This window comes from Salinicoccus sesuvii (assembly GCF_042648145.1).
GTDB classification, from domain to species: domain Bacteria; phylum Bacillota; class Bacilli; order Staphylococcales; family Salinicoccaceae; genus Salinicoccus; species Salinicoccus sesuvii.
In genome coordinates, this window is the sequence record NZ_JBHRWV010000008.1 from 83,585 (window position 1) to 101,530 (window position 17,946).

Below are 17,946 nucleotides of genomic sequence, written 5' to 3' on the forward strand. Positions count from 1 at the left end.
TGAAAACAATATGAAATAGAATCAGACATTTTATTTTTCAGATTGTATTAATGATGAATTAAGCAAGTAGGACACCTGATATTTCTCTGACAAGTGCTTTAGGAATCCAATCATCACTGTATCTTCTTTAATATCCGAGAGAATTGCTTGTTTCAATACCTTGTATTCTTCTTTCTCTGCCGTGTCACATATGTTTTTAAAATACCCCCATACATGGTCAAACGTATTTATTCTTGAGCCTTGCGTTGGCGGTACTGATTGTGCCGATTCAATCAAAGTTCTCACTGTCTCGTAAGTCGGTTCACTCTTTAGTACATTACGTAGATGGTTGTAATGGCTCTGACTATGGTACATCACTTTATACTTTTCTTTAGCCCATAGTTTCTCGATATGCACCCGTGTGCTCATCTAATTTCATCCTTCCGAAATCTAAATACCCAAAATCAAAAGCTTCAAGCCTATTCCCTCTATTTCCAACTACAAAATTTATTTATTCAGTAAAATTATAATCGTTTATAAATCTAAAGTGAGATAGACTAGCACCTCAAATACTTTTCATCTAAAATAGAATCTATCTTAATACAGGCACTGCTTAAAGAAACCATGTCAAAAAGCCTGCAACCAAAGTGTACAGGCTTTAAAAGAGAACGGAAATTCCTCTTATATCGTAAAGTTAGTTCATCGATGAGCTGGCTCAAGAATATTCAGATAGCGAAGATTCTCCTGGATGAAATTTATAAACCAGCCTATACCTGAGCAATCAAATTCTTTTCAACATAAAGTTACTTGATGATTAGAACCGGTGTATTGACACGTTTTGCGACTTTATGCGTAACGTGTCCGAGAACATGCTTTACATCCCGCTTCGAACGTCTATTACTCATGACGACGATTTCATAATCATTTTCTTTTATTTCTTTCAGAAGCTCATTGACTACACGACCTGCTTTGAAGCGGGTAGTATAACTCACTCCGAGTTCATCCAACTGATCCGTAAACGGTTTGAGATCTTTAATCTTATCGTTGATAATATCATTAAAATGCTTACCACGATATTTCACATTATCCACCTGTTCACTTTCAGGAATTACGTTAAAAATCGTGATTTTGGCCTCTTTGCTGTTTTCTGTCAGCTTCTCCAATTGCTCAGGCACATTGTAAAAGGAATTGCCGAAATCATAAGGGAGCAGTATATTTTTGTACATTCTCACACACCTCGCTGTTCTTCATATTGTTCTTATATATAAATTAACACTTTTCACTACTCCGATTCAATAACTATTCCGAGCTTTTTACATAAAGTTACAGAATACTTTCAAAACATCCGATAATATCAGTCCCGTCATTAGACTAACACTTATAGTTTTTTGCTTTTACTAAATTCTACCCTACGTGGCATTTGGTAAAACTCGATAAATTGCTGGAGGCTATCCGAACAGAATTCATATAAAAAACCTCCGGTTCATTGATGATCCGGAGGTCGATGTACAGTTTAATTGCAATATGGAGACGGCGGGAGACTGTCGGGACGTTTATCGACCGTTTTTATATCTTTCTATCGTTGTTAATTCCGCTTAAAGCGGAATACTCCATGTAGTAATGCCTCTTATATGGTAGAAACACGACTAATCCGAGACCACAATAAGGTATCTACGTAAAAAATAAGAGCATCCGAGGATACTCCATGGCTGGTTGCCTTATGCTTCTATTATACTACATATATCTAAACGAAGATAATTACTTAAATCAGCTTATCGTCCATATCCCTAATTAAGAACATCACTTCTTCGTGCCAGTCGCCATCAAACCAGCCGATATGATGCATCTCCCGAATGCCGTTATGGTCTGGTGGTTGCTCCTCATCCATATAGCTAACGTCGAGAGAACAGGCAACATTATGTTTATCCCCTTTTTTAACCTTGCGATTCAACAGATCGATGATTGTATCCAACTTATCTTTATTAGAACCAATATCTACAAACTCGACCTGATTAGCCATGATCATATTATCTTTCTGCTCCCAAACCATTACAAAAATTTTGAAACGCCCCATGCTACCAGCCTCCATCCACTTCATATATCTGTACAAACTTTACGTGTATCAACTCAAGACCTTTACTTACGATGACGATGCCTGTCTTGTCGTCGATGTATTCTACCTTACACTCCAGAGGAACCTCAAAACCGTTATTCCAATACCTCAGTACGATCTCTTTGCCTAGATTCCTTCTGACCTTTTCCTCTATCATAACTAAAATGTCGTTATCAAATTGTGGCGGACTGCATTTCGCCTGGTCATCAATCATTTGCTCAATCCGACGATACTGCTCAGGCATCGTCGCAAACGGCTGCCACTTAATCATGCCCCTACCTTGGGGAATATTTGAGTTAAGTTGTTCCACAGGTATCTTTCTGTAGTCTGTCTCTTGATTAACCTTTGTATTCATCACCATCACCTCTTACGGTGATTATAACGAACACTTGTTCGTATTGTAAAGTAAAAAAAGACCCACCCATTACGGGCAGGTTAACTTATAGACATAAATGCCATTTTCAATCCGGTTGGAGAAGTGTAGTCTTCAACTTCAGAAAAGCCGAAATCATTGTAAAGATTTCTCAGTTTGTCTTTATTTTCATATTCTAACCAAATGTAAGACCCACCTGCTAACATTTGAGCATCTAAAATAGTGTCATATGCCAATGTTAACAAAATCTTTCCGTTAACTGCTTTCGTCTTGAGGGCTTCATCAGTATGGTTCTTACCTAACTGCCCTATGAGAAAAGCGCTAATACTATGATTGTTTACATCTTCACCGGAATTACTAGACCTTCTTCTTATCCTTTTTTGAACGCTTACACTATACCTAGATAGCTGTCTTTTAGTAAAGACTAAGGCTTTGTTGGATATAGCGTAGTAGCCCACCAGTACTTGCTCTCCTTTATATGGAGCAAATACTAGATGCGTTTTTGATATGCCAGACTTATCAAATTCAATTGCTCTTTTTTGAAGAAATCCTTCTACGTCATGTTGCTTTTTGTCACCACTCACTGAAATGGATTTGAATTTGTTCAATAATTCTTGAACTTCTTGCTCTACCTTCTTTTTGTCTCCAGGCAGGGATTCATCATAAGATGACAGCAAATTAGATAACGCGACTACTTTCAACGACATCTAACGAGAAGACTTCCTTAACAAATCACGAATTTCTGACTTCTCAGATAATCTGCTGACATTTACACGTACTGGTTTTGCTTTGCGTTCTCTCTCCATTGCACTCAAGACTTTAGTGGCCGACTTTTCGTTGAACTTATAGTCCGTTACAAATGTCTCGGTAGCCATTCCGTTCTCCCCCTAGTGTCACTCACTCACACATTAATCTTGTACCTATATTCTAGTACAATTAACCACATTTTACACGAGATTGGCTTAAAATAATATAGTTTACTAAAATTAATATCACTTTGTAACAAAAAACGAAGTATTTTAGACACAAAAAGTGTTCGTAATTATTGTTACCCGTATAAGTAAAAATAATGCACTTTGATACCACTTAATCATATAGCTTGTCGTTACATAGAAGACGATAAATGTTGAACTTGTCTAGTCCTTTTGTGTTACATGTGTATAGGGGCATAATTGCCCCTGAATATTACATTAACTGATTTACTTTTGCTCTAACTTTAGCGTACGTTGCATTACCTACGCCAAGCCATTTTTGTCTAGCAGCATGACCCTTTGGCACTCTCGGATTGTTAATGATTTCCCTCGCCATTTCGTTGATGGATCGCTTTGGCTTAGAAACGCCAGCACGTCGGTTCACTTCTGCTTTAACTTTATTGTAAACGGCCTGAGTGACTCCTAGAGAAATTCTGCGGTTGTAGTGGCCATCACCATGTTTGCCGGATTCGACTTCATCGGCCATCTGACTAACAGACTTGGACTTCGGCTCGGTCGCTTGTTTAACTGGTTTGGCACCACTCTGCAGCTTTTTCAGGAGCTCGATGTTCTGTGCTTCTGTGCCCTGGTAATTTTTAATGCCATAAGTCTTGGCCAGTCGCGCACGGTTGTTGTAACTGGAGTCTATCTTTCTGTCGTCCAGGTAGTTTACAACTGAGGTGTATTTATTAGATGACGCTGGCTTCACTGCAGGTTTTGGTGTAGGTGATGCCGCTGGCTTGTCGGTATTCCCTTTGACACTTTTCAAGCCGAAATACTGTTCAACAGCTTTCCCTACTGCCTCGCCTTGAGCCGTCAGTTTGCTTTCATCTCTCATTGCTACAATATCTTGATTGGAGTCCATGAACCCCCCTTCAATTAACATGGCAATCTGATGCGGTTCGCGCGTCTCGTGCAGATTTGTTACCTTCACACCACGATTCGCAAGGCCCATCGCTTTCGCAATCAAGGGCGCTGCAATACGTGCAAGTGCTGCAGCTTGTGGTGCGTTCGGCCTTACATGCACTTCAGACCCACCGCCATTGAACCAGACGCCTTGATATGCGTTGTGGTGGAAAGCAATGTAGATGTCGACTCCGTATTTGTTCGCAAGATTTGTTCGTTCGACAAGCCCTGTATCTACCTCTCCAGTTGGATCGGCCACTTCAATAATTTCAACGTTATCGAATTTCGTCATGTAACGAATAAAAGCGTTGGCAACAACGTTATTGAAGTACCACTCTCTTTCACCTGCAGGTGATCGTTTACCCGCTGTGTATTTACCGTGTCCTCTTGAAACACCGATTTTCAAAGTCATTCAAAACACTCCTTAAATTTTTGTATTAAAAAAGACACCCAAATTATTGAGTGTCTCGGTCTTTCTTCAATTGACGCGTGACTGCGGTACCGATACGCCCTTCTTTACTGGTTGGCATGTTCTTGTACCAGGCAATTGTACCGACGATGACGTTGTAGCCCGTGACAAGTAGTGTCTCCATATCTCCTTCAGAGAATGGCAGTGGACTGTGGCCCAATAGAACCAGGCTTTGATTCACGAAACCGATAACCAGTAAAGCCAAAATAATCCACGACGGTTTACTGGATACTTCTGTGTATTTTTCTTCAGACATTGTTTGCCTCCTTTAATAATAAAACGCGTACCCGAAGGCACGCGCTCTGGATTTAGATAAACCATTTAACAATGGCCATCACATTGAGTTTCTTCATCGCTCGACCCGACCAACCAAAGCGATTACACTTGCGACCGAAAAATAGGCAACTGAATCCATCCCACATATACTCACCCCCTTTCATATCGACTATTTAGAGTACGAACGCGTTGATAAATGCACCGACGACGATGGTGAGTACCATGAGGATGAGTGCCCAAGATTGTCCCTGCGCACGATCTGCCTGCTTCCCTGCACGTTCTTCGGCTTTCTGAGCATTGTGAACGACCGTGTCGAGTTTGGTATGCAACCCTGCATTCGACATCTTCAACTCATAAAACTTATCGTCCAACTTGTCGTCAATACCATCGACCTCAATCTTCAGTTTATCGATGCGGTCATGGATGGCATCGATGTCATTTTTATAGCGCTTGAAGTTAAAATTATTGTTCTCGATTCTCACCACCCCTTTATGCTGAAAATAAAAAGAACCTGACCTTATCGGCCGGCTCTCCAACTTCCATTCACATTTATTTCAAATCCACACCATACCTATCCACTTTGAACTCTTTTAGATCATCCGGAATGATTAGCTTGGGTGGAAACTCTTTAGACACTTTCACCCTATCCACCTGGAGACTGACTTTCATATCGGTTTTGAACGTCAAACAATCATCCCTGGGAATCTGTGTATTACTGGTTTCAAAATCGACTATGTGACCTTCGTCATCTACCTCATATACATATAAGAAGATAGGACTGGTGGCCACCATGCTCAACACATCAGCCTCATTCACAAATTCATTTACGGGAATACTATTCATTTCTCGCATTTCTTAACAACTCCCAATCTCTAAAGTCCGTTTGTCCATAGGTGTTACCCGTGTACTGTACAAATTCCCCGGCCACTCTCGATGCCGTTTGGATGTAGAACTGGATTCGATACCCGGTGGGTGGTCCTAAATCGATATAGACCACTTCATAGGTCGGATCAATACCTGGTAAACTATACCGTTTATCAAACAGCGTGTATTCCCCCTGCTCACCAAAGCCTAGTAACCGCAAGTCGAACCCTGGACTATTCGCACTGGTATACGCGGTAAACGATACACGGAAGTACCGCCGGGTGTGCTCGAACATGATCGCGTTCATCGTCCGGTAGTATTGTTGGAAATGCGTATACCGGTGGTCGACGATTTCCACATCCGGATGTACAAATGCGGGGTCGGTTCCTGGAAGCCGCTCAATGAAGCGCATCTTCCCAGCAATAATTGTAGGAATACCCCCATCGTCTCGGTCGACCTGCATCTTACCGCCTGCGATACGCAGACCGTTCTCAGGCGTGATCTCTACATAGGCGTCCGGATTACTTACGTCCCAGAGCTTAATCCTTTCGCCGTTCACCTCGACACGTTTATTGCCATCCGCCCCATATATCGTTATGCGATTGGCATCGATGGTGCCGGCAGTCAATGCCTCAGTGACAACACCCAGGTAGGTGATCGCATTATTGTAAGTCTGTCCCCCATCCCGGCTGAACCCGATACCGTTTGCATTGTATCGGGTGATTCCGAGAGGGTTGTCGAGGTTGACCCCATAGATTTCATTGTTTCGGTAGTAGAATTGTGTGTTGCTGCCCGCATTGATTACTTCTGTCGCTTGCCTAACAGCTGCTGGTAGCACAGAATACGGAATCGGCTTCTTGCCATTCATAATGTCCCGGACATCCTGGATGGCATCGTACTGCATCTTCCGATACTGAGCAGAAATGTTCTCATTGCCGAAGGTGTACGTCGCCCCGATCAGCTCCCCCTCTGCATCGAAATGTTCATCAATTTCAACCACACGAATGAACATATTGATGGACTTTGAGGGATAGATTAGCCGGACCTCATCTCCTTCATTCAGCGGTGTTTTAAACCGCTTGGCATCTATCGTGAATGAAGTTTTCCAAGTAGATTCTTGCTTAAGCCGACAGGCTTCTTTGATGGACTCTAAATCTTCAAAACGTTCATCATATACAGGCTCTCCCCAATGGATTTTATACTTCGATGCCATCGGAGAAATATAATCGTAGGTCCGCGTCGGGATTTTTTCAGTATTATCGCCCCCAGGCTCCCGGAATCTGTAGTACCCCTTGATGGCTGTACAGAAAGAAGAGGTATCGGTATCGATCTGAAGATCAATCAGGTTATCGTCCTCATGAATAATGATGTCATTACGCTTCACACCAATCCGATTTCTCAGCTGGACCGTCTGGGTGCCGATGGGAATTTCAAACTCTGCATTATGCCGATTGATGAAATACAGGAACCGTTCTGTATTACTCTGCTGCCTGGAATAGTTCATTGTGTTCGCGTAGAAGTTATCGATAATCCGCAGTGCATACGCCTTGTTGATGAAAAGCGGGCCAACACTGTCCTCGATCATCATTGACTGATCCTGCACCTCGTCTACGTGCCAGAAGCCGTTGAAGTAATGGAAGAAGTGCAGCATGCCGTCAAATGACTTCGTGCCGTGCTTATCCTCTTTGGGGCTGAACAGATAGTACCAGTCGCCCTGGAAGTTAACCTGCCACCCAGTTTCGATTTCTTTGAGAAACTTCTTGTTAATATCTGACCATGAAAAAGAGAGCGATATCTCACGCTCCCCGTTGACCCTGCGTATTCTGTCCACTGATGCTTCAGCGACCTTTTCTTTACCATCTAATCCTTTGACTATGAGCTGCTTGATTTAAGTTCACCCCCTAAAACTATTTTGTACATAAGATATTCAATAAAAGCATGTTGCAAAGCAATATTTAATAGTGCTTATTTTCATAGTAAATAGCATTATCTAGATATTTTATAGCCGAATTAACAGGTATAAAGTCATCACTCAGCGCGTTGCGGCCGTGTTGTTCTTCCAATTCATCAAGTACTTTTTTCAATTCATTTCTGGCTTTGATAACCCGTCGCCGCTTTTCTTCATCCATTAAAATAAACACTGACATCACCTCTTTATAAAATTATTTTTTTCATTCTATTAATGTGATTGACAAATGATCTTAAAAGATAATTGTATGGGTACAAAGAAAACCACTTCGGCAAATTATGAGTAACCCTATTAAAGTCTTTTGTTAATTCCTCTTCCAATACACCTATGATACCTATAGCAAATGGATATTCAATATCTAGTCCGTACTTTCCCTTAAAGTAATTTCTATGCTCTTGTTCTTGAAAGTATTCAACATAGTCTAAAAGCTGCGCCTGCAAATCATTAACATCTGACTTGAAACTCGTTCTAACTTTACCAACATTCTTTAATATTTTTTTTTGTGATCTTTTATAATCCACGATAACCCATTTGTTCTCTTTGGCATCAAAAGCTACAGCATCGGGCTTGAGATCTTGACCATACTTTTCTAAAATATCTTTTAAAATAGGTTCCGAGATAAACTCATCCAATTCCAGTGTTAAATTTAATATCTCTTTATTGAAGCTTAAAAAGTCGTCTAACTCTTTTTCGCTAGTGTTGGAATCTTCTATTTTCCCTTTAAATTCAAAAGCTAAAGATTCTAAATATTTTATTCTTGATTCGGGAGTGGTATTCGAGTAAGACAGGCGATCTGTAGCTAAAAAAGAAGAGGTCATAAAGTATGCTATATCCATAGTATTATTTCTGTCTTTCAAAAATTCTTCTAATGAATATAGCTTTCCAAACCCAAATCTCTCTATATAAGGTGGGTCAAGAATAGGGTTTGCTAATGAATAAAAATCATGAAAATCTCCAAATTCATTATCGAATATTTTTGTTCGCCAACTATCATCGTAAATGTTGAAATGAAAGTATGCCTCTCTGCCCCTTAAGAAATTAATCTCAATCATTTGTTTCTCTTCGTAGTAGTAGGCACTAACGACTAAAGTTGATAAATCATCAAAAGGAACAGGTAAAAATTCATTGATATCAATACCTACTCCCTTATAGTTTGTTTCAAGTTGATTGAAGGAATCTACCAAATCTTTAGCATACTTTTCAATCAAATACCCAAGCACTTTTTTCTCTGAATCTGACATGTAAAAACTCCCCTATAGTATGATAGTTCAATTGTATCAAATATAGGGATTACTGATTGGTGATTCATCTCTCTCATAGACTATTTCTATAGATCAGGTACAACCAATTAACAAAGCCTTCAAGTGCCCATGTCATCGCAGTGCTGTCATACATCTTACCGCCGGCCAGTCGAATGGTCTCACAGCTCTCATACAATGTGGCATTGAATCCCTCATTTTTAGCCAACCAATAGATGCCGGATGTGTTGAGGTCGACCCAGCCCAGCGGCTTGTTGACATCAACAAAACTATGCTTCTTGCTGAGATTAGCAGTAAGCGTTCGAATGAACATCTGGCCGACCTGGCTTGTGAACCGGTCCGTCCCTGCGACCCAGAAGTTTTTATTGATGTCTTCATTCGTAGAGAAGTTGTGGAAGTCCAAGACATACGTCCAGTCTTTATGCTCCTTATAGGATTGGTAAGCATAACGCGCCTCCAATTCGGATAAAGCATACGGCCCCCTATAGGTGGAAGCGTTCGGATCCGTGGTGCCAGAATCAAAGGATATCGGATAGTTCCGGACGAGATCGACCCCATTACTGTTCTTACGTGAATGGTTGATTACGCCCCAAGGGCATACGACAGGGATTACAACGAAGTGTACATTAAACCGCAGATGCTCAAGAATCTTATTGTCCTGCCAGTTGTTGCACAGCATTTCAAAGAATTTGTAGACCGTATACATCGGCACTTTCTCGGACCCATGTGTACCGGTATGAATAAGAATCTTTGGATATTCGTTTTTGGCAAAATCCACATCAGCTGGCTTGAAGTCATATTGCATGATCGGTGTGCCATGGGGATCATTCCCCCAGACCTTACTGGTTGGGTAGCTCTCAGCTACAAGTTTGTCGTATCTGTCGTAGTAGTCCTGCGGCATCAAGTCTTTGAGATGCACAGAATCGTCGACCGTCATACTCGGCTGTTCAGGCGCATCAAAGTACAGATCAGTGTCTTGAACTGTCTTTTGAAAATTTCTTCTTTTCAGATGATGACCGAAGGGCGCATAGGGTTTATTGATCTTCCCTTTTGTGACGTACGCTCTGCCGATGTAGAGACGATGAATATTTAAGCGCATGAACCGGGCATTCGCTGGTGTTCTAAACGTGATCGGCTTGTCGCTGATTGCTGTATGATAAGAAATAAAATTCATGTCCTTGTCATAAAAAGCGATCCGGTTGCTTTGAGCCACATCCGCCTCGTAAGTAGTGTCACCACTGACTGCGATTACACCCGAGACATTCACCGAAATATGCTCTTCGGTCTGCCCGCCGTTTTGAGTGCTGAGCGTTCTTCCATACTGAATTTGATTCTCGTCTACAAGATTATCTGATCTCGACAGGATATCCTGAACCCCTTCAGAATAGATATTCCGCATCTTATCCCGCTTGTATGGTGTATAAGGCAGTATAGCGGCGCCCTTGTTCATCTGCGCTTTACCGAGGTAACTGTTGTGGACGTTTGTCGAGAGATAGCGTGTATTCGCTGTCGTTTCCACAGTGGCAACATCTGTTTGATAAAAACGCTCGATAATAAACTTGCCCTCTCCATCGAACAAGAATACTCGATGTGTATTCGCTGTCGAGAGTGTGTATTTTGTCAGCGGCTGCACACGTACTTTATTGGCCACATTGTTTGAAGTCGATGCTGAGGGCACGCCCTGGGACCCCTCCAGTACTGCAGACCCACTTAACAAGTCGCTCTCGTCAATCAAATTCTCTGTTGTTTCTAGGAACTCAAATTTGTCTGCAGTAATCTCACGGTCTCCGATATTTCTCTCTTTAACAATGCCGCTTGAGAGAGCACGAATTTCCACATTTGTATCCAAATACTTATAAGGAGGCTCATAAGGCTTCAATGTGCCCTTGTTTAACTGTGCTGTTTCACGACTGGTCAGTCGCACATTCAGTCGGGCAAAACGTGCGCCGTTTGTCGTCGTAAACGGTGTAGAAGTACTCGACTGAGTGCTTATAAAATTCTTTGCCCCATCATATAGCAGCCACCTGGATACGTCTTTGAAATGGTAGGTTGTGTTTGGTTCTACAGGAATAAAATCTGTGTATCCAAAACTTGCATTGATGCTCTCTGCGTTGGCACCATCCAGTGCGAACCCTTCTTTAAAGTTGGCGAATGAGATCAGGTTGCTCGACACTTTGATAAAGTCTGTTTTTCTGGCTGTGACACCCTGATCTGCAACTTTGTCTTCTGTGACACTCCCTGGTGCCACTTCTGAGAGTATGTTCGCCCCTGGTTTACCTAACAGTGCATCCATTAGACCCTGATCAATCATTGCTTGGTGGATCTTTCCTCTATTAACATTAATGTCGTGCACCGACACGTCTCCACGCGGAATCAAGGCATGTATGGCTGTAAGCAGCTCTGAAAACTGCTGCGGGGTTAATTGACCTTTAGCAATCAAATCCCGAATCGTCTGTCCTTGTTTATTGACAGATCGGATGGTTGAATTCACTATGTTTCTACTTTCGCCACTTAAAATATTTCTAACTTCAGGTATCAAATGACCACTCCTTTCGTAAAATAAAAATCTCCCACTCTGGTATAATCTGTAACCAGAAGGGAGGTGTGATATATGATAAAAATTGTTATACATCTAGTGGATGGAACTCGTATAGAAACTGACGATCGCTCTGGTTCTCCTTTTAATGTCGAAGGAGATATAGGAGAAACGCTTCAAGCAATCAAAAGAAATAATGCTCCAATAAGTTTCCAACCCGGCAACATGGAACCTTTCACTGTAGAAGGCAAGGATTTGAGATCTATCGAGTTCGTATTAGATGATTAATTAGAGAGGGCCTATTCGCCCTCTTTTGTTTCTATGTGACCTGCTGTAATTGTCATACCTTCTTTACTGATTTCCACTTTTTTCATCTTCATCCCTCCTAATCATATAAAAATCTAAAATCAATTTTGAACTCATACCGATCGAGATTTCTAATCTCCCACCTATTCCATCCCTTACTAACAATTAAAAAGTTGTAGTTTGTCTCCCCGATAACGTTGTTGCCGTTCAAGGTGATCTCACTACCTATAATTCTTAGAACATCACCAGTGGATACCGCTTTGTTCAAACGGAATACGGTGCCTTTGCCGTCGACGATTTCAAACCAAGATGCGGATTGATTGATCTTCAGTTCAATGATCGACTCCTTTTGCTGGATAAGCTTAACCTCTTCGGTGCCAGCATTGTAAAAACGCGGTTGCTGATTAAAGAACGAATAGCGCCAGGAGTCTTCATCGAATAGAGTACCCATTCCATATGCCCACTTGTCGTTAAAGAGTATGCCTTCTTGGCGGATAGTTTGAGTCGTGTGGAGAGATTCTCCATAGATACTACCTGCCTTGACAAATTCCAAGGCACATTCTCCATAAGGTACATGATACTGCGGTTGCTCAAATTCGATTTCTTGATTAATCATTACCTTGTATAACTTAAATGGTTGTCGGACATCAGCGACATAAAACTCTTCCAAGTTGTTTAAGAACGCACGATACTCAGATACCTTCATAGAAAAATCGATTGAATCACTGGCAAATAACTTAAAGATGACACGTATGGGCGGACGTGCACTTTTATTATGCTTTCCTACGCTGATATATCCCCAAGACTCATTGTTATTGAAATTGATATTTCTGGTGGTACTGGGGATGTGTATCGATTCAGCAACCAACCCATATTTAGCTAGCGGTCGAAGCATAGGATCATCTAGCGTGCCATTCTCTTGCAAGGATTCAAGTTGAGATGGCGACAAATTCACTTTATGCGAAAAGCCATCCGGTTTAACCTTCATTGCCTCGCCATAGTATTCTGCAGGTAGATGGATGATCCGCCGATGTTTGTCGTATAATATAAAGTTTTTAGTCAGTGGCATTGCCATCAATCTGCACCTACCCTTCCAGTAAACTGCTTTCTTTTTTGAATCTCTCTTGTGTCCTTGCTGTTGTATCCTTCGAAAATGTCATCTACTCGAACAACTGGATCTTTATCGATGATTGCGTTCTCTACGCGTTGAAGAAGTCTGTTCGTAACCTTGGTGTATTTAACAACTTCTTTAAGCGCTTCAACTGATTCATCGTTACCAAACCCAAGCTGCTGTCCAGTGGTTCTCCAAATGTCCTCAGACCGTTCTTTACGCGCCGGGTTCCAGGAGATGACACTTTCTTTAAAGCCTTCCTCGTTGAGCCATGCAAGCTCTGGTATGCCGCTTGTAATGCCACCTTTGAAGTAGCCACCTATCTTCTGCAGCAATGGTAGTGGATTGATGGCGAATCTATTGCCGATACCGCCTTTCATGGCTTGCGTGTGTAGGTGGTAGCCAGTCGTGCGTAATCCTGTGTTACCTGTCACGCCTAGGTTGGTTGCACCTGCTTTGACCATGTCGCCCACTTTTCTAGCGATGGACTGCATGTGCATGAACCACCAGGTCAGATCACCTGCAGAAATCTGTATGGCGTTCCCACCAAACTTGTCATGCCACACTCTGCTGACTTTACCGGTGACAGGAGAGGTTAGTCTTTCATACTTATGCGCTGTATCCAAACCGTAGTGTCGTGTGACGCCGAGCTGTCTGGCGATGTGCGCTGGATAACTACCAAATCGTGCGGTGATTGCTCTATTGAGTATGCTCCCACCATCAACTTCACCACCGGCGCTATCGAACCACTTACCGAAGAAGTCACCGATGCCAGACGTCAGCTTCTTAACACCACCCGTTGCTAGATCAAGCGGCACTTGCGGTAACTGGAAACCAAGGTCCAAGTTGCTCACCAATTTACTGGCAAGCTCTCCCGGGTTACTCATGTAGTCCCATACATCAGTAATAAAATCAGATACCTTACTAAACGCACCAGAGACACCGCTCACAATCGATGATGCCTTATCCTTGCCCCAGTCAACTGCACGAGAGACCCAACCGCCTTCGTTGTCCCTGTCCGTACCGGAACCTGCGCCGAATTTCTTTTCTGTCAGTTTATTGTTCAGGACTTTCGCGCCAGTCGGTAAGTCATCGATTAGTGTTTCCTTGTTAAATAGCCAATTGCGACCATTCGGCAGTGACACAATCTCTCTGGTACCATCGCCGTTACCCGGACCTTTGTCGCCTACGATGGCTGCGCCGCCTTTGTGGAAGTCAGTCCCTGTGGAATATCTGGCGACATTGTAATTGCCGCTTCTTCTTCGATTGTTATTACTGCTGCCGCCAGATTCAATCAGTGGAATCTCGGACAGTAAATCATCGATGCCGAGTAGCTTACCGACTGAGTTGACGCCGCGAATCAGCTTGTTAAAACCACGAATCGCTGCGTTAGCAATACCGGTTCCGAGAGACGTTGCTTTTTCAACAACCGCTTCTCTCTTTCGGTCTATCCAGTCGCCTATACCGTCCATCATATCTTTGGCTCCCGAGACAACAGATTGGAACCGATCGATCGTATCATCTTTGAGATCCGTGAAATATCCGACGACCGTGTCTTTGATGTCCCTTGCTCGAGATTTTGTATTCCTGAATAGCTCTAAGAACCACTCTTTTCCGCGGTTGACCAAGTTACCAAAAATCTCAACACCGAGGTCTCTCATGCGGGAGATATGCGCGACGATCCGGTCTTTTATGGATCCTGCCGTATCACGTAAAATCTGCCAAAATTTCGACCAATCGCCTTGGATTAACGCTGATGTAGCGGCAATAATGCCTTGAATCAGGTCCATCCCGATCCCTATGATTGTTTGCAAAGTGGACCAGGCAATTCGAGTGGCTGTCGTAACCACTAACCATAGTAAATCCCAAATTTTTGTGATTTTCCGGTAGGTGTCCTGGAAATTCCAATCTATAGAATTAAGGATAGCGAATAAAATTTCTTTCGCTTTGCCAAAAACAGAGGATATAGCGCCAGTAATTAACGGGCCATATTCTGACCACCAGACTTGTATATCACTGAAAGTTGACTTGAAAAATCGACCGACCGCAGAGAGCGCATTCGATACATCGTCCTTCATATTGTTAAAACGGAACATGATTCCGAGGACGGCATTTTCTATTGCGACAATCTGATCTGGCGTAAACCCAAGCTTCTCAAGTATTGCGCGACCGTCTGTCCAGTTGCCTTTGAACATTTCAATCATGCTTGAGAGGACGCCTTTAACCAGATCTACTTTCTCTTTAACCTGCCAATAGAATTCTATGAAATATCCTGTGATATCCCATAGCCTCTGAGCCATGTCTTGTGATAATCCAATAGATGTCAGTATATCTATCCCGGCCATGCCGTCGTCTTGGAAGAGCCCAAGGATACCGTCCTTGAATTTACCGATCCATTCAATACCTTGACTGAACTTGTCTCGTAATCCATCTATGAAATTCCGGAAAGTCTCGGACTTCTTGTAAGCCGTGATAAAAACTGCACCAAGTGTTGTAATAAGCCCTATTGCGATACCGACTGGTCCAAACAGGAAGCTGAATCTGGATGCCAGTGTTTTAAGTAGGCCAGTCAGCCCCTTCTCTCCTAAACCAGGGAGCAGCGAAGTAACAACCTTACCTATACCCCCTAGGGACATCATCAGTTGTCCAATAACGAGCAATACCGGCCCTATGGCGGCGCCAATTAATCCAAGAATGACGAGCCATTCTCGTTGTTGTTTAGTCAACTCGCCAAACCAGTTTGCTACAGCTTGGATAGCAGCCGACACTTTTGGCATCCAATCTTCTACCATCTCGAGTAGTATCGTGCCCAGTGGTTCAATAGCTAGTTTCATCTCGTTGAACAACCTAGAGACTTTTTGACCGAAAGTTTCTGATTCTTCTGCTGCGGCACCAATAGTTTCTGGACTACTTTCAATTGTCTCCAGTAACTCTTCGAGATCAAAGCGTCCTTCACGTATCGCGGATGCCATATCAGGACCGGCACGTGCACCAAACACTTCCATAGCAAGACCAGTTGCTTCCGATTCACTTCCAGCTTGTTGTATGGCTTCGATCGTTTGCATCAGTCCCTCGCGCGCATCAATGCCTTCACGTGCGAAGTAGCCCAGTCCTTGACGCATAGATCCCATAACGAGTTCGGCGTTGACGCCTTCCTTTTCGAACTTGGCCATGATAGCTGCCGTTTCATCGAACTCAAACCCCATCTGTCGCATTGGGGAGCCGAACTGCACAACTTTCTGCATCAAGTCATTGACGCCAATGCCCGTGTTTTGGGACACCTTGAACAGATAATCTAACGTGTCTGCTTGATCTTCAGTCGCAATGTTCCAATCCCCAAATACGCGTGTGCCATTCGCAATAAGCGTCGGGACATCTTCACCAGTAATTCGCCCAAGATCGAGGAATTGCTTCGTCATACCTTCCAATGCCTCTCCTGTTAATCCTGTACGTGTATTGAGATCTGCCAATGCGGTACCAACCAATTCGGCATCATCTGGGACATCTGCGAAGACGGTTTTAAAACTTTCCTTTAGTTCTTCAAGATCGTCGCCTGTTGCTCCTGTACCTGTTCGGATGATTGAGTAGGCTTTATCGATATCGTTGGCCGCTTTAAAAGCAATACCGCCAGTTGCTAGGAGTGGCGCTGTAACGTACTTAGAGAATTGTCCGCCAACATGCCGTATTTTCTGTCCACCGCGTTGCATCTTATCGAACCCGGCATACATTTTCTCACCCATCGTCTTACCGGTTTCATCAGACTCTTTCTTCAGCCCCTTGAAGTCATCGCGAAGCTTCTGGACACCGGCGCGCATGTTACTGGCGGAGGCTTTAAAGACTGCCTGCATCTCGCGTATTGTTGCCATAAGTTACCTCCCTTCTTTAAGTTTCTGTTTTTCCTCCATTGCTTTCTGGATGTGCTCTGGCCATGCCAGTTCCTCGACATCTTGCTGTCCGAGTGATTCTGCCATCTTGCCTTTAAAGTCTGTCAGGCGCCTTTTGTGATCTTCTCGACGCTGACTAAATTCATGACCGTCACCTGCGTTGCTTGGGTCGGCCAGTAGCATGCTTTGATACGCAATGTACTGGTCCATCTTCTTTTCGTTGTAGTCATTCTCATCTTTGTCGCGAGACATGATCATGTGCTCCAGCGCCTCAATGATTGGCATGTCCATAACTTCAGAGCGTCCACCCATGACAGGAGATAATTTGAATATGATTTTTGACTGTAAGCCGATGCTTACTCCGTCAGGCTGCGCAGGTTGGCCTGACTTTCCTCTGCTTTCTTCTGTTTCTGCCATGCTTTCGTGAGGTCGGAAGAAAAATTTTTAACCAGATCCGCCAGTCGGTTGATATCATTTACTTCAATCACCGCTTCAATGACTTCGAAAAAGCTTTCGTCCGTTAGCATTTCGACTTGGGATTTCTTAATGTTGGCAGCCGCAGATACGAGCTGAATCAATTCGTCTGGTAGGTGTTGCAAAGCAAAGCCAAGCGCCCCCAGCGTGTCGCCTTCAATTTGCTTTTTAAATGTCTCGAGCAATTCTCCGCTATCCTGGTCCAACCAGTTCTCATCCACATTACCGAAGAAATGGTATTGAACAGCCTCCATAATGGCTGGGTCTTGTTTGATTTTTGTGATGACACCCCCGACTGTTTTGGATAATGTTGCGTACTGGAATACACGCGCGCGAATTACGTTAAATGGTTGAGACTCTTCCTCGCCCTTTAGGTTAATCGTTGTCAGTTGTACTTCTTTAAGCATTCAAATAATCTCCTCTCATAAGTAGAAATAAAAAAGAGCGCTGAATTAG

Annotated in this window: 19 protein-coding genes; 1 reads left to right on the forward strand and 18 read right to left on the reverse strand. The window is 43.0% G+C overall.

Annotated elements, in window-relative coordinates:
- Positions 1 to 30: 30 nt before the first annotated feature.
- From ACFOJ8_RS09250 to ACFOJ8_RS09315, 14 genes are all read right to left on the reverse strand, one after another.
- On the reverse strand, positions 31 to 408 hold the full coding sequence (locus tag ACFOJ8_RS09250) for a YbgA family protein (RefSeq protein WP_380656286.1): 378 nt from the start codon (positions 406 to 408) through the stop codon (positions 31 to 33).
- 374 nt (positions 409 to 782) lie between these two features.
- On the reverse strand, positions 783 to 1,205 hold the full coding sequence (locus tag ACFOJ8_RS09255) for a universal stress protein (protein WP_380656289.1): 423 nt from the start codon (positions 1,203 to 1,205) through the stop codon (positions 783 to 785).
- A 536-nt stretch (positions 1,206 to 1,741) separates the two neighbouring features.
- Positions 1,742 to 2,053 carry a hypothetical protein gene (locus ACFOJ8_RS09260; protein WP_380656292.1) on the reverse strand — a complete coding sequence of 104 codons (312 nt, stop codon included), beginning with the start codon at positions 2,051 to 2,053 and terminating at the stop codon, positions 1,742 to 1,744.
- Position 2,054: 1 nt separating this feature from the next.
- The gene (locus ACFOJ8_RS09265) at positions 2,055 to 2,447 is read right to left on the reverse strand and encodes a YolD-like family protein (protein WP_380656295.1); all 393 of its coding nucleotides are present in this window, start codon (positions 2,445 to 2,447) and stop codon (positions 2,055 to 2,057) included.
- Positions 2,448 to 2,527: 80 nt separating this feature from the next.
- On the reverse strand, positions 2,528 to 3,172 hold the full coding sequence (locus ACFOJ8_RS09270; RefSeq protein ID WP_380656298.1) for a hypothetical protein: 645 nt from the start codon (positions 3,170 to 3,172) through the stop codon (positions 2,528 to 2,530).
- Entirely contained in the window at positions 3,173 to 3,340 is a 168-nt protein-coding gene (locus tag ACFOJ8_RS09275; protein ID WP_380656301.1) for a hypothetical protein, read from the reverse strand.
- Between the two features lie 310 nt (positions 3,341 to 3,650).
- Positions 3,651 to 4,754, reverse strand: coding sequence for an N-acetylmuramoyl-L-alanine amidase family protein (locus ACFOJ8_RS09280; protein WP_380656303.1), 1,104 nt, complete (start codon positions 4,752 to 4,754; stop codon positions 3,651 to 3,653).
- A 43-nt stretch (positions 4,755 to 4,797) separates the two neighbouring features.
- Positions 4,798 to 5,067 carry a phage holin gene (locus ACFOJ8_RS09285; RefSeq protein ID WP_380656306.1) on the reverse strand — a complete coding sequence of 90 codons (270 nt, stop codon included), beginning with the start codon at positions 5,065 to 5,067 and terminating at the stop codon, positions 4,798 to 4,800.
- 193 nt (positions 5,068 to 5,260) lie between these two features.
- Entirely contained in the window at positions 5,261 to 5,572 is a 312-nt protein-coding gene (locus ACFOJ8_RS09290; protein WP_380656310.1) for a hypothetical protein, read from the reverse strand.
- Positions 5,573 to 5,636: 64 nt separating this feature from the next.
- Positions 5,637 to 5,930 (reverse strand): hypothetical protein, encoded by a 294-nt coding sequence (locus ACFOJ8_RS09295; RefSeq protein ID WP_380656312.1) that lies wholly within the window; start codon positions 5,928 to 5,930, stop codon positions 5,637 to 5,639.
- Complete coding sequence (locus tag ACFOJ8_RS09300) at positions 5,923 to 7,782, reverse strand: phage tail protein (protein ID WP_380656314.1); 1,860 nt, start codon at positions 7,780 to 7,782, stop codon at positions 5,923 to 5,925. Before ACFOJ8_RS09300 ends, ACFOJ8_RS09295 begins: the two co-directional genes overlap by 8 nt.
- Positions 7,783 to 7,906: 124 nt before the next feature.
- Positions 7,907 to 8,098, reverse strand: coding sequence for a hypothetical protein (locus tag ACFOJ8_RS09305; RefSeq protein WP_380656317.1), 192 nt, complete (start codon positions 8,096 to 8,098; stop codon positions 7,907 to 7,909).
- Positions 8,099 to 8,105: 7 nt separating this feature from the next.
- On the reverse strand, positions 8,106 to 9,161 hold the full coding sequence (locus ACFOJ8_RS09310) for a hypothetical protein (protein ID WP_380656319.1): 1,056 nt from the start codon (positions 9,159 to 9,161) through the stop codon (positions 8,106 to 8,108).
- 73 nt (positions 9,162 to 9,234) lie between these two features.
- Complete coding sequence (locus ACFOJ8_RS09315; RefSeq protein ID WP_380656322.1) at positions 9,235 to 11,718, reverse strand: M14 family metallopeptidase; 2,484 nt, start codon at positions 11,716 to 11,718, stop codon at positions 9,235 to 9,237.
- 72 nt (positions 11,719 to 11,790) lie between these two features.
- On the opposite strand from ACFOJ8_RS09315, the gene ACFOJ8_RS09320 reads away from it, so the two are divergent.
- Positions 11,791 to 12,003, forward strand: coding sequence for a hypothetical protein (locus ACFOJ8_RS09320; RefSeq protein ID WP_380656325.1), 213 nt, complete (start codon positions 11,791 to 11,793; stop codon positions 12,001 to 12,003).
- 97 nt (positions 12,004 to 12,100) lie between these two features.
- On the opposite strand, the gene ACFOJ8_RS09325 is transcribed toward ACFOJ8_RS09320, so the two are convergent.
- From ACFOJ8_RS09325 to ACFOJ8_RS09340, 4 genes are read right to left on the reverse strand one after another with little or no spacing between them, the layout of a single operon-like run.
- On the reverse strand, positions 12,101 to 13,096 hold the full coding sequence (locus tag ACFOJ8_RS09325; protein WP_380656328.1) for a hypothetical protein: 996 nt from the start codon (positions 13,094 to 13,096) through the stop codon (positions 12,101 to 12,103).
- Complete coding sequence (locus tag ACFOJ8_RS09330) at positions 13,096 to 16,998, reverse strand: phage tail tape measure protein (protein ID WP_380656330.1); 3,903 nt, start codon at positions 16,996 to 16,998, stop codon at positions 13,096 to 13,098. Before ACFOJ8_RS09330 ends, ACFOJ8_RS09325 begins: the two co-directional genes overlap by 1 nt.
- 3 nt (positions 16,999 to 17,001) lie before the next feature.
- Complete coding sequence (locus ACFOJ8_RS09335) at positions 17,002 to 17,433, reverse strand: hypothetical protein (protein WP_380656333.1); 432 nt, start codon at positions 17,431 to 17,433, stop codon at positions 17,002 to 17,004.
- Positions 17,373 to 17,897 carry a hypothetical protein gene (locus ACFOJ8_RS09340; RefSeq protein WP_380656336.1) on the reverse strand — a complete coding sequence of 175 codons (525 nt, stop codon included), beginning with the start codon at positions 17,895 to 17,897 and terminating at the stop codon, positions 17,373 to 17,375. The genes ACFOJ8_RS09335 and ACFOJ8_RS09340 overlap by 61 nt, the downstream gene beginning before the upstream one ends.
- Between the last annotated feature and the right edge of the window lie 49 nt (positions 17,898 to 17,946).

Bases quoted from the DNA above. Each gene is read 5' to 3' on its own strand.
- ACFOJ8_RS09310 (WP_380656319.1), bottom strand. From the start codon at position 9,161: ATGTCAGATTCAGAGAAAAAAGTGCTTGGGTATTTGATTGAAAAGTAT.
- ACFOJ8_RS09285 (WP_380656306.1), bottom strand. From the start codon at position 5,067: ATGTCTGAAGAAAAATACACAGAAGTATCCAGTAAACCGTCGTGGATT.
- ACFOJ8_RS09340 (WP_380656336.1), bottom strand. From the start codon at position 17,897: ATGCTTAAAGAAGTACAACTGACAACGATTAACCTAAAGGGCGAGGAA.
- ACFOJ8_RS09275 (WP_380656301.1), bottom strand. From the start codon at position 3,340: ATGGCTACCGAGACATTTGTAACGGACTATAAGTTCAACGAAAAGTCG.
- ACFOJ8_RS09255 (WP_380656289.1), bottom strand. From the start codon at position 1,205: ATGTACAAAAATATACTGCTCCCTTATGATTTCGGCAATTCCTTTTAC.
- ACFOJ8_RS09295 (WP_380656312.1), bottom strand. From the start codon at position 5,930: ATGAATAGTATTCCCGTAAATGAATTTGTGAATGAGGCTGATGTGTTG.
- ACFOJ8_RS09320 (WP_380656325.1), top strand. From the start codon at position 11,791: ATGATAAAAATTGTTATACATCTAGTGGATGGAACTCGTATAGAAACT.
- ACFOJ8_RS09305 (WP_380656317.1), bottom strand. From the start codon at position 8,098: ATGTCAGTGTTTATTTTAATGGATGAAGAAAAGCGGCGACGGGTTATC.
- ACFOJ8_RS09260 (WP_380656292.1), bottom strand. From the start codon at position 2,053: ATGGGGCGTTTCAAAATTTTTGTAATGGTTTGGGAGCAGAAAGATAAT.
- ACFOJ8_RS09325 (WP_380656328.1), bottom strand. From the start codon at position 13,096: ATGGCAATGCCACTGACTAAAAACTTTATATTATACGACAAACATCGG.
- ACFOJ8_RS09270 (WP_380656298.1), bottom strand. From the start codon at position 3,172: ATGTCGTTGAAAGTAGTCGCGTTATCTAATTTGCTGTCATCTTATGAT.
- ACFOJ8_RS09335 (WP_380656333.1), bottom strand. From the start codon at position 17,433: ATGGCAGAAACAGAAGAAAGCAGAGGAAAGTCAGGCCAACCTGCGCAG.
- ACFOJ8_RS09265 (WP_380656295.1), bottom strand. From the start codon at position 2,447: ATGAATACAAAGGTTAATCAAGAGACAGACTACAGAAAGATACCTGTG.
- ACFOJ8_RS09250 (WP_380656286.1), bottom strand. From the start codon at position 408: ATGAGCACACGGGTGCATATCGAGAAACTATGGGCTAAAGAAAAGTAT.
- ACFOJ8_RS09280 (WP_380656303.1), bottom strand. From the start codon at position 4,754: ATGACTTTGAAAATCGGTGTTTCAAGAGGACACGGTAAATACACAGCG.
- ACFOJ8_RS09330 (WP_380656330.1), bottom strand. From the start codon at position 16,998: ATGGCAACAATACGCGAGATGCAGGCAGTCTTTAAAGCCTCCGCCAGT.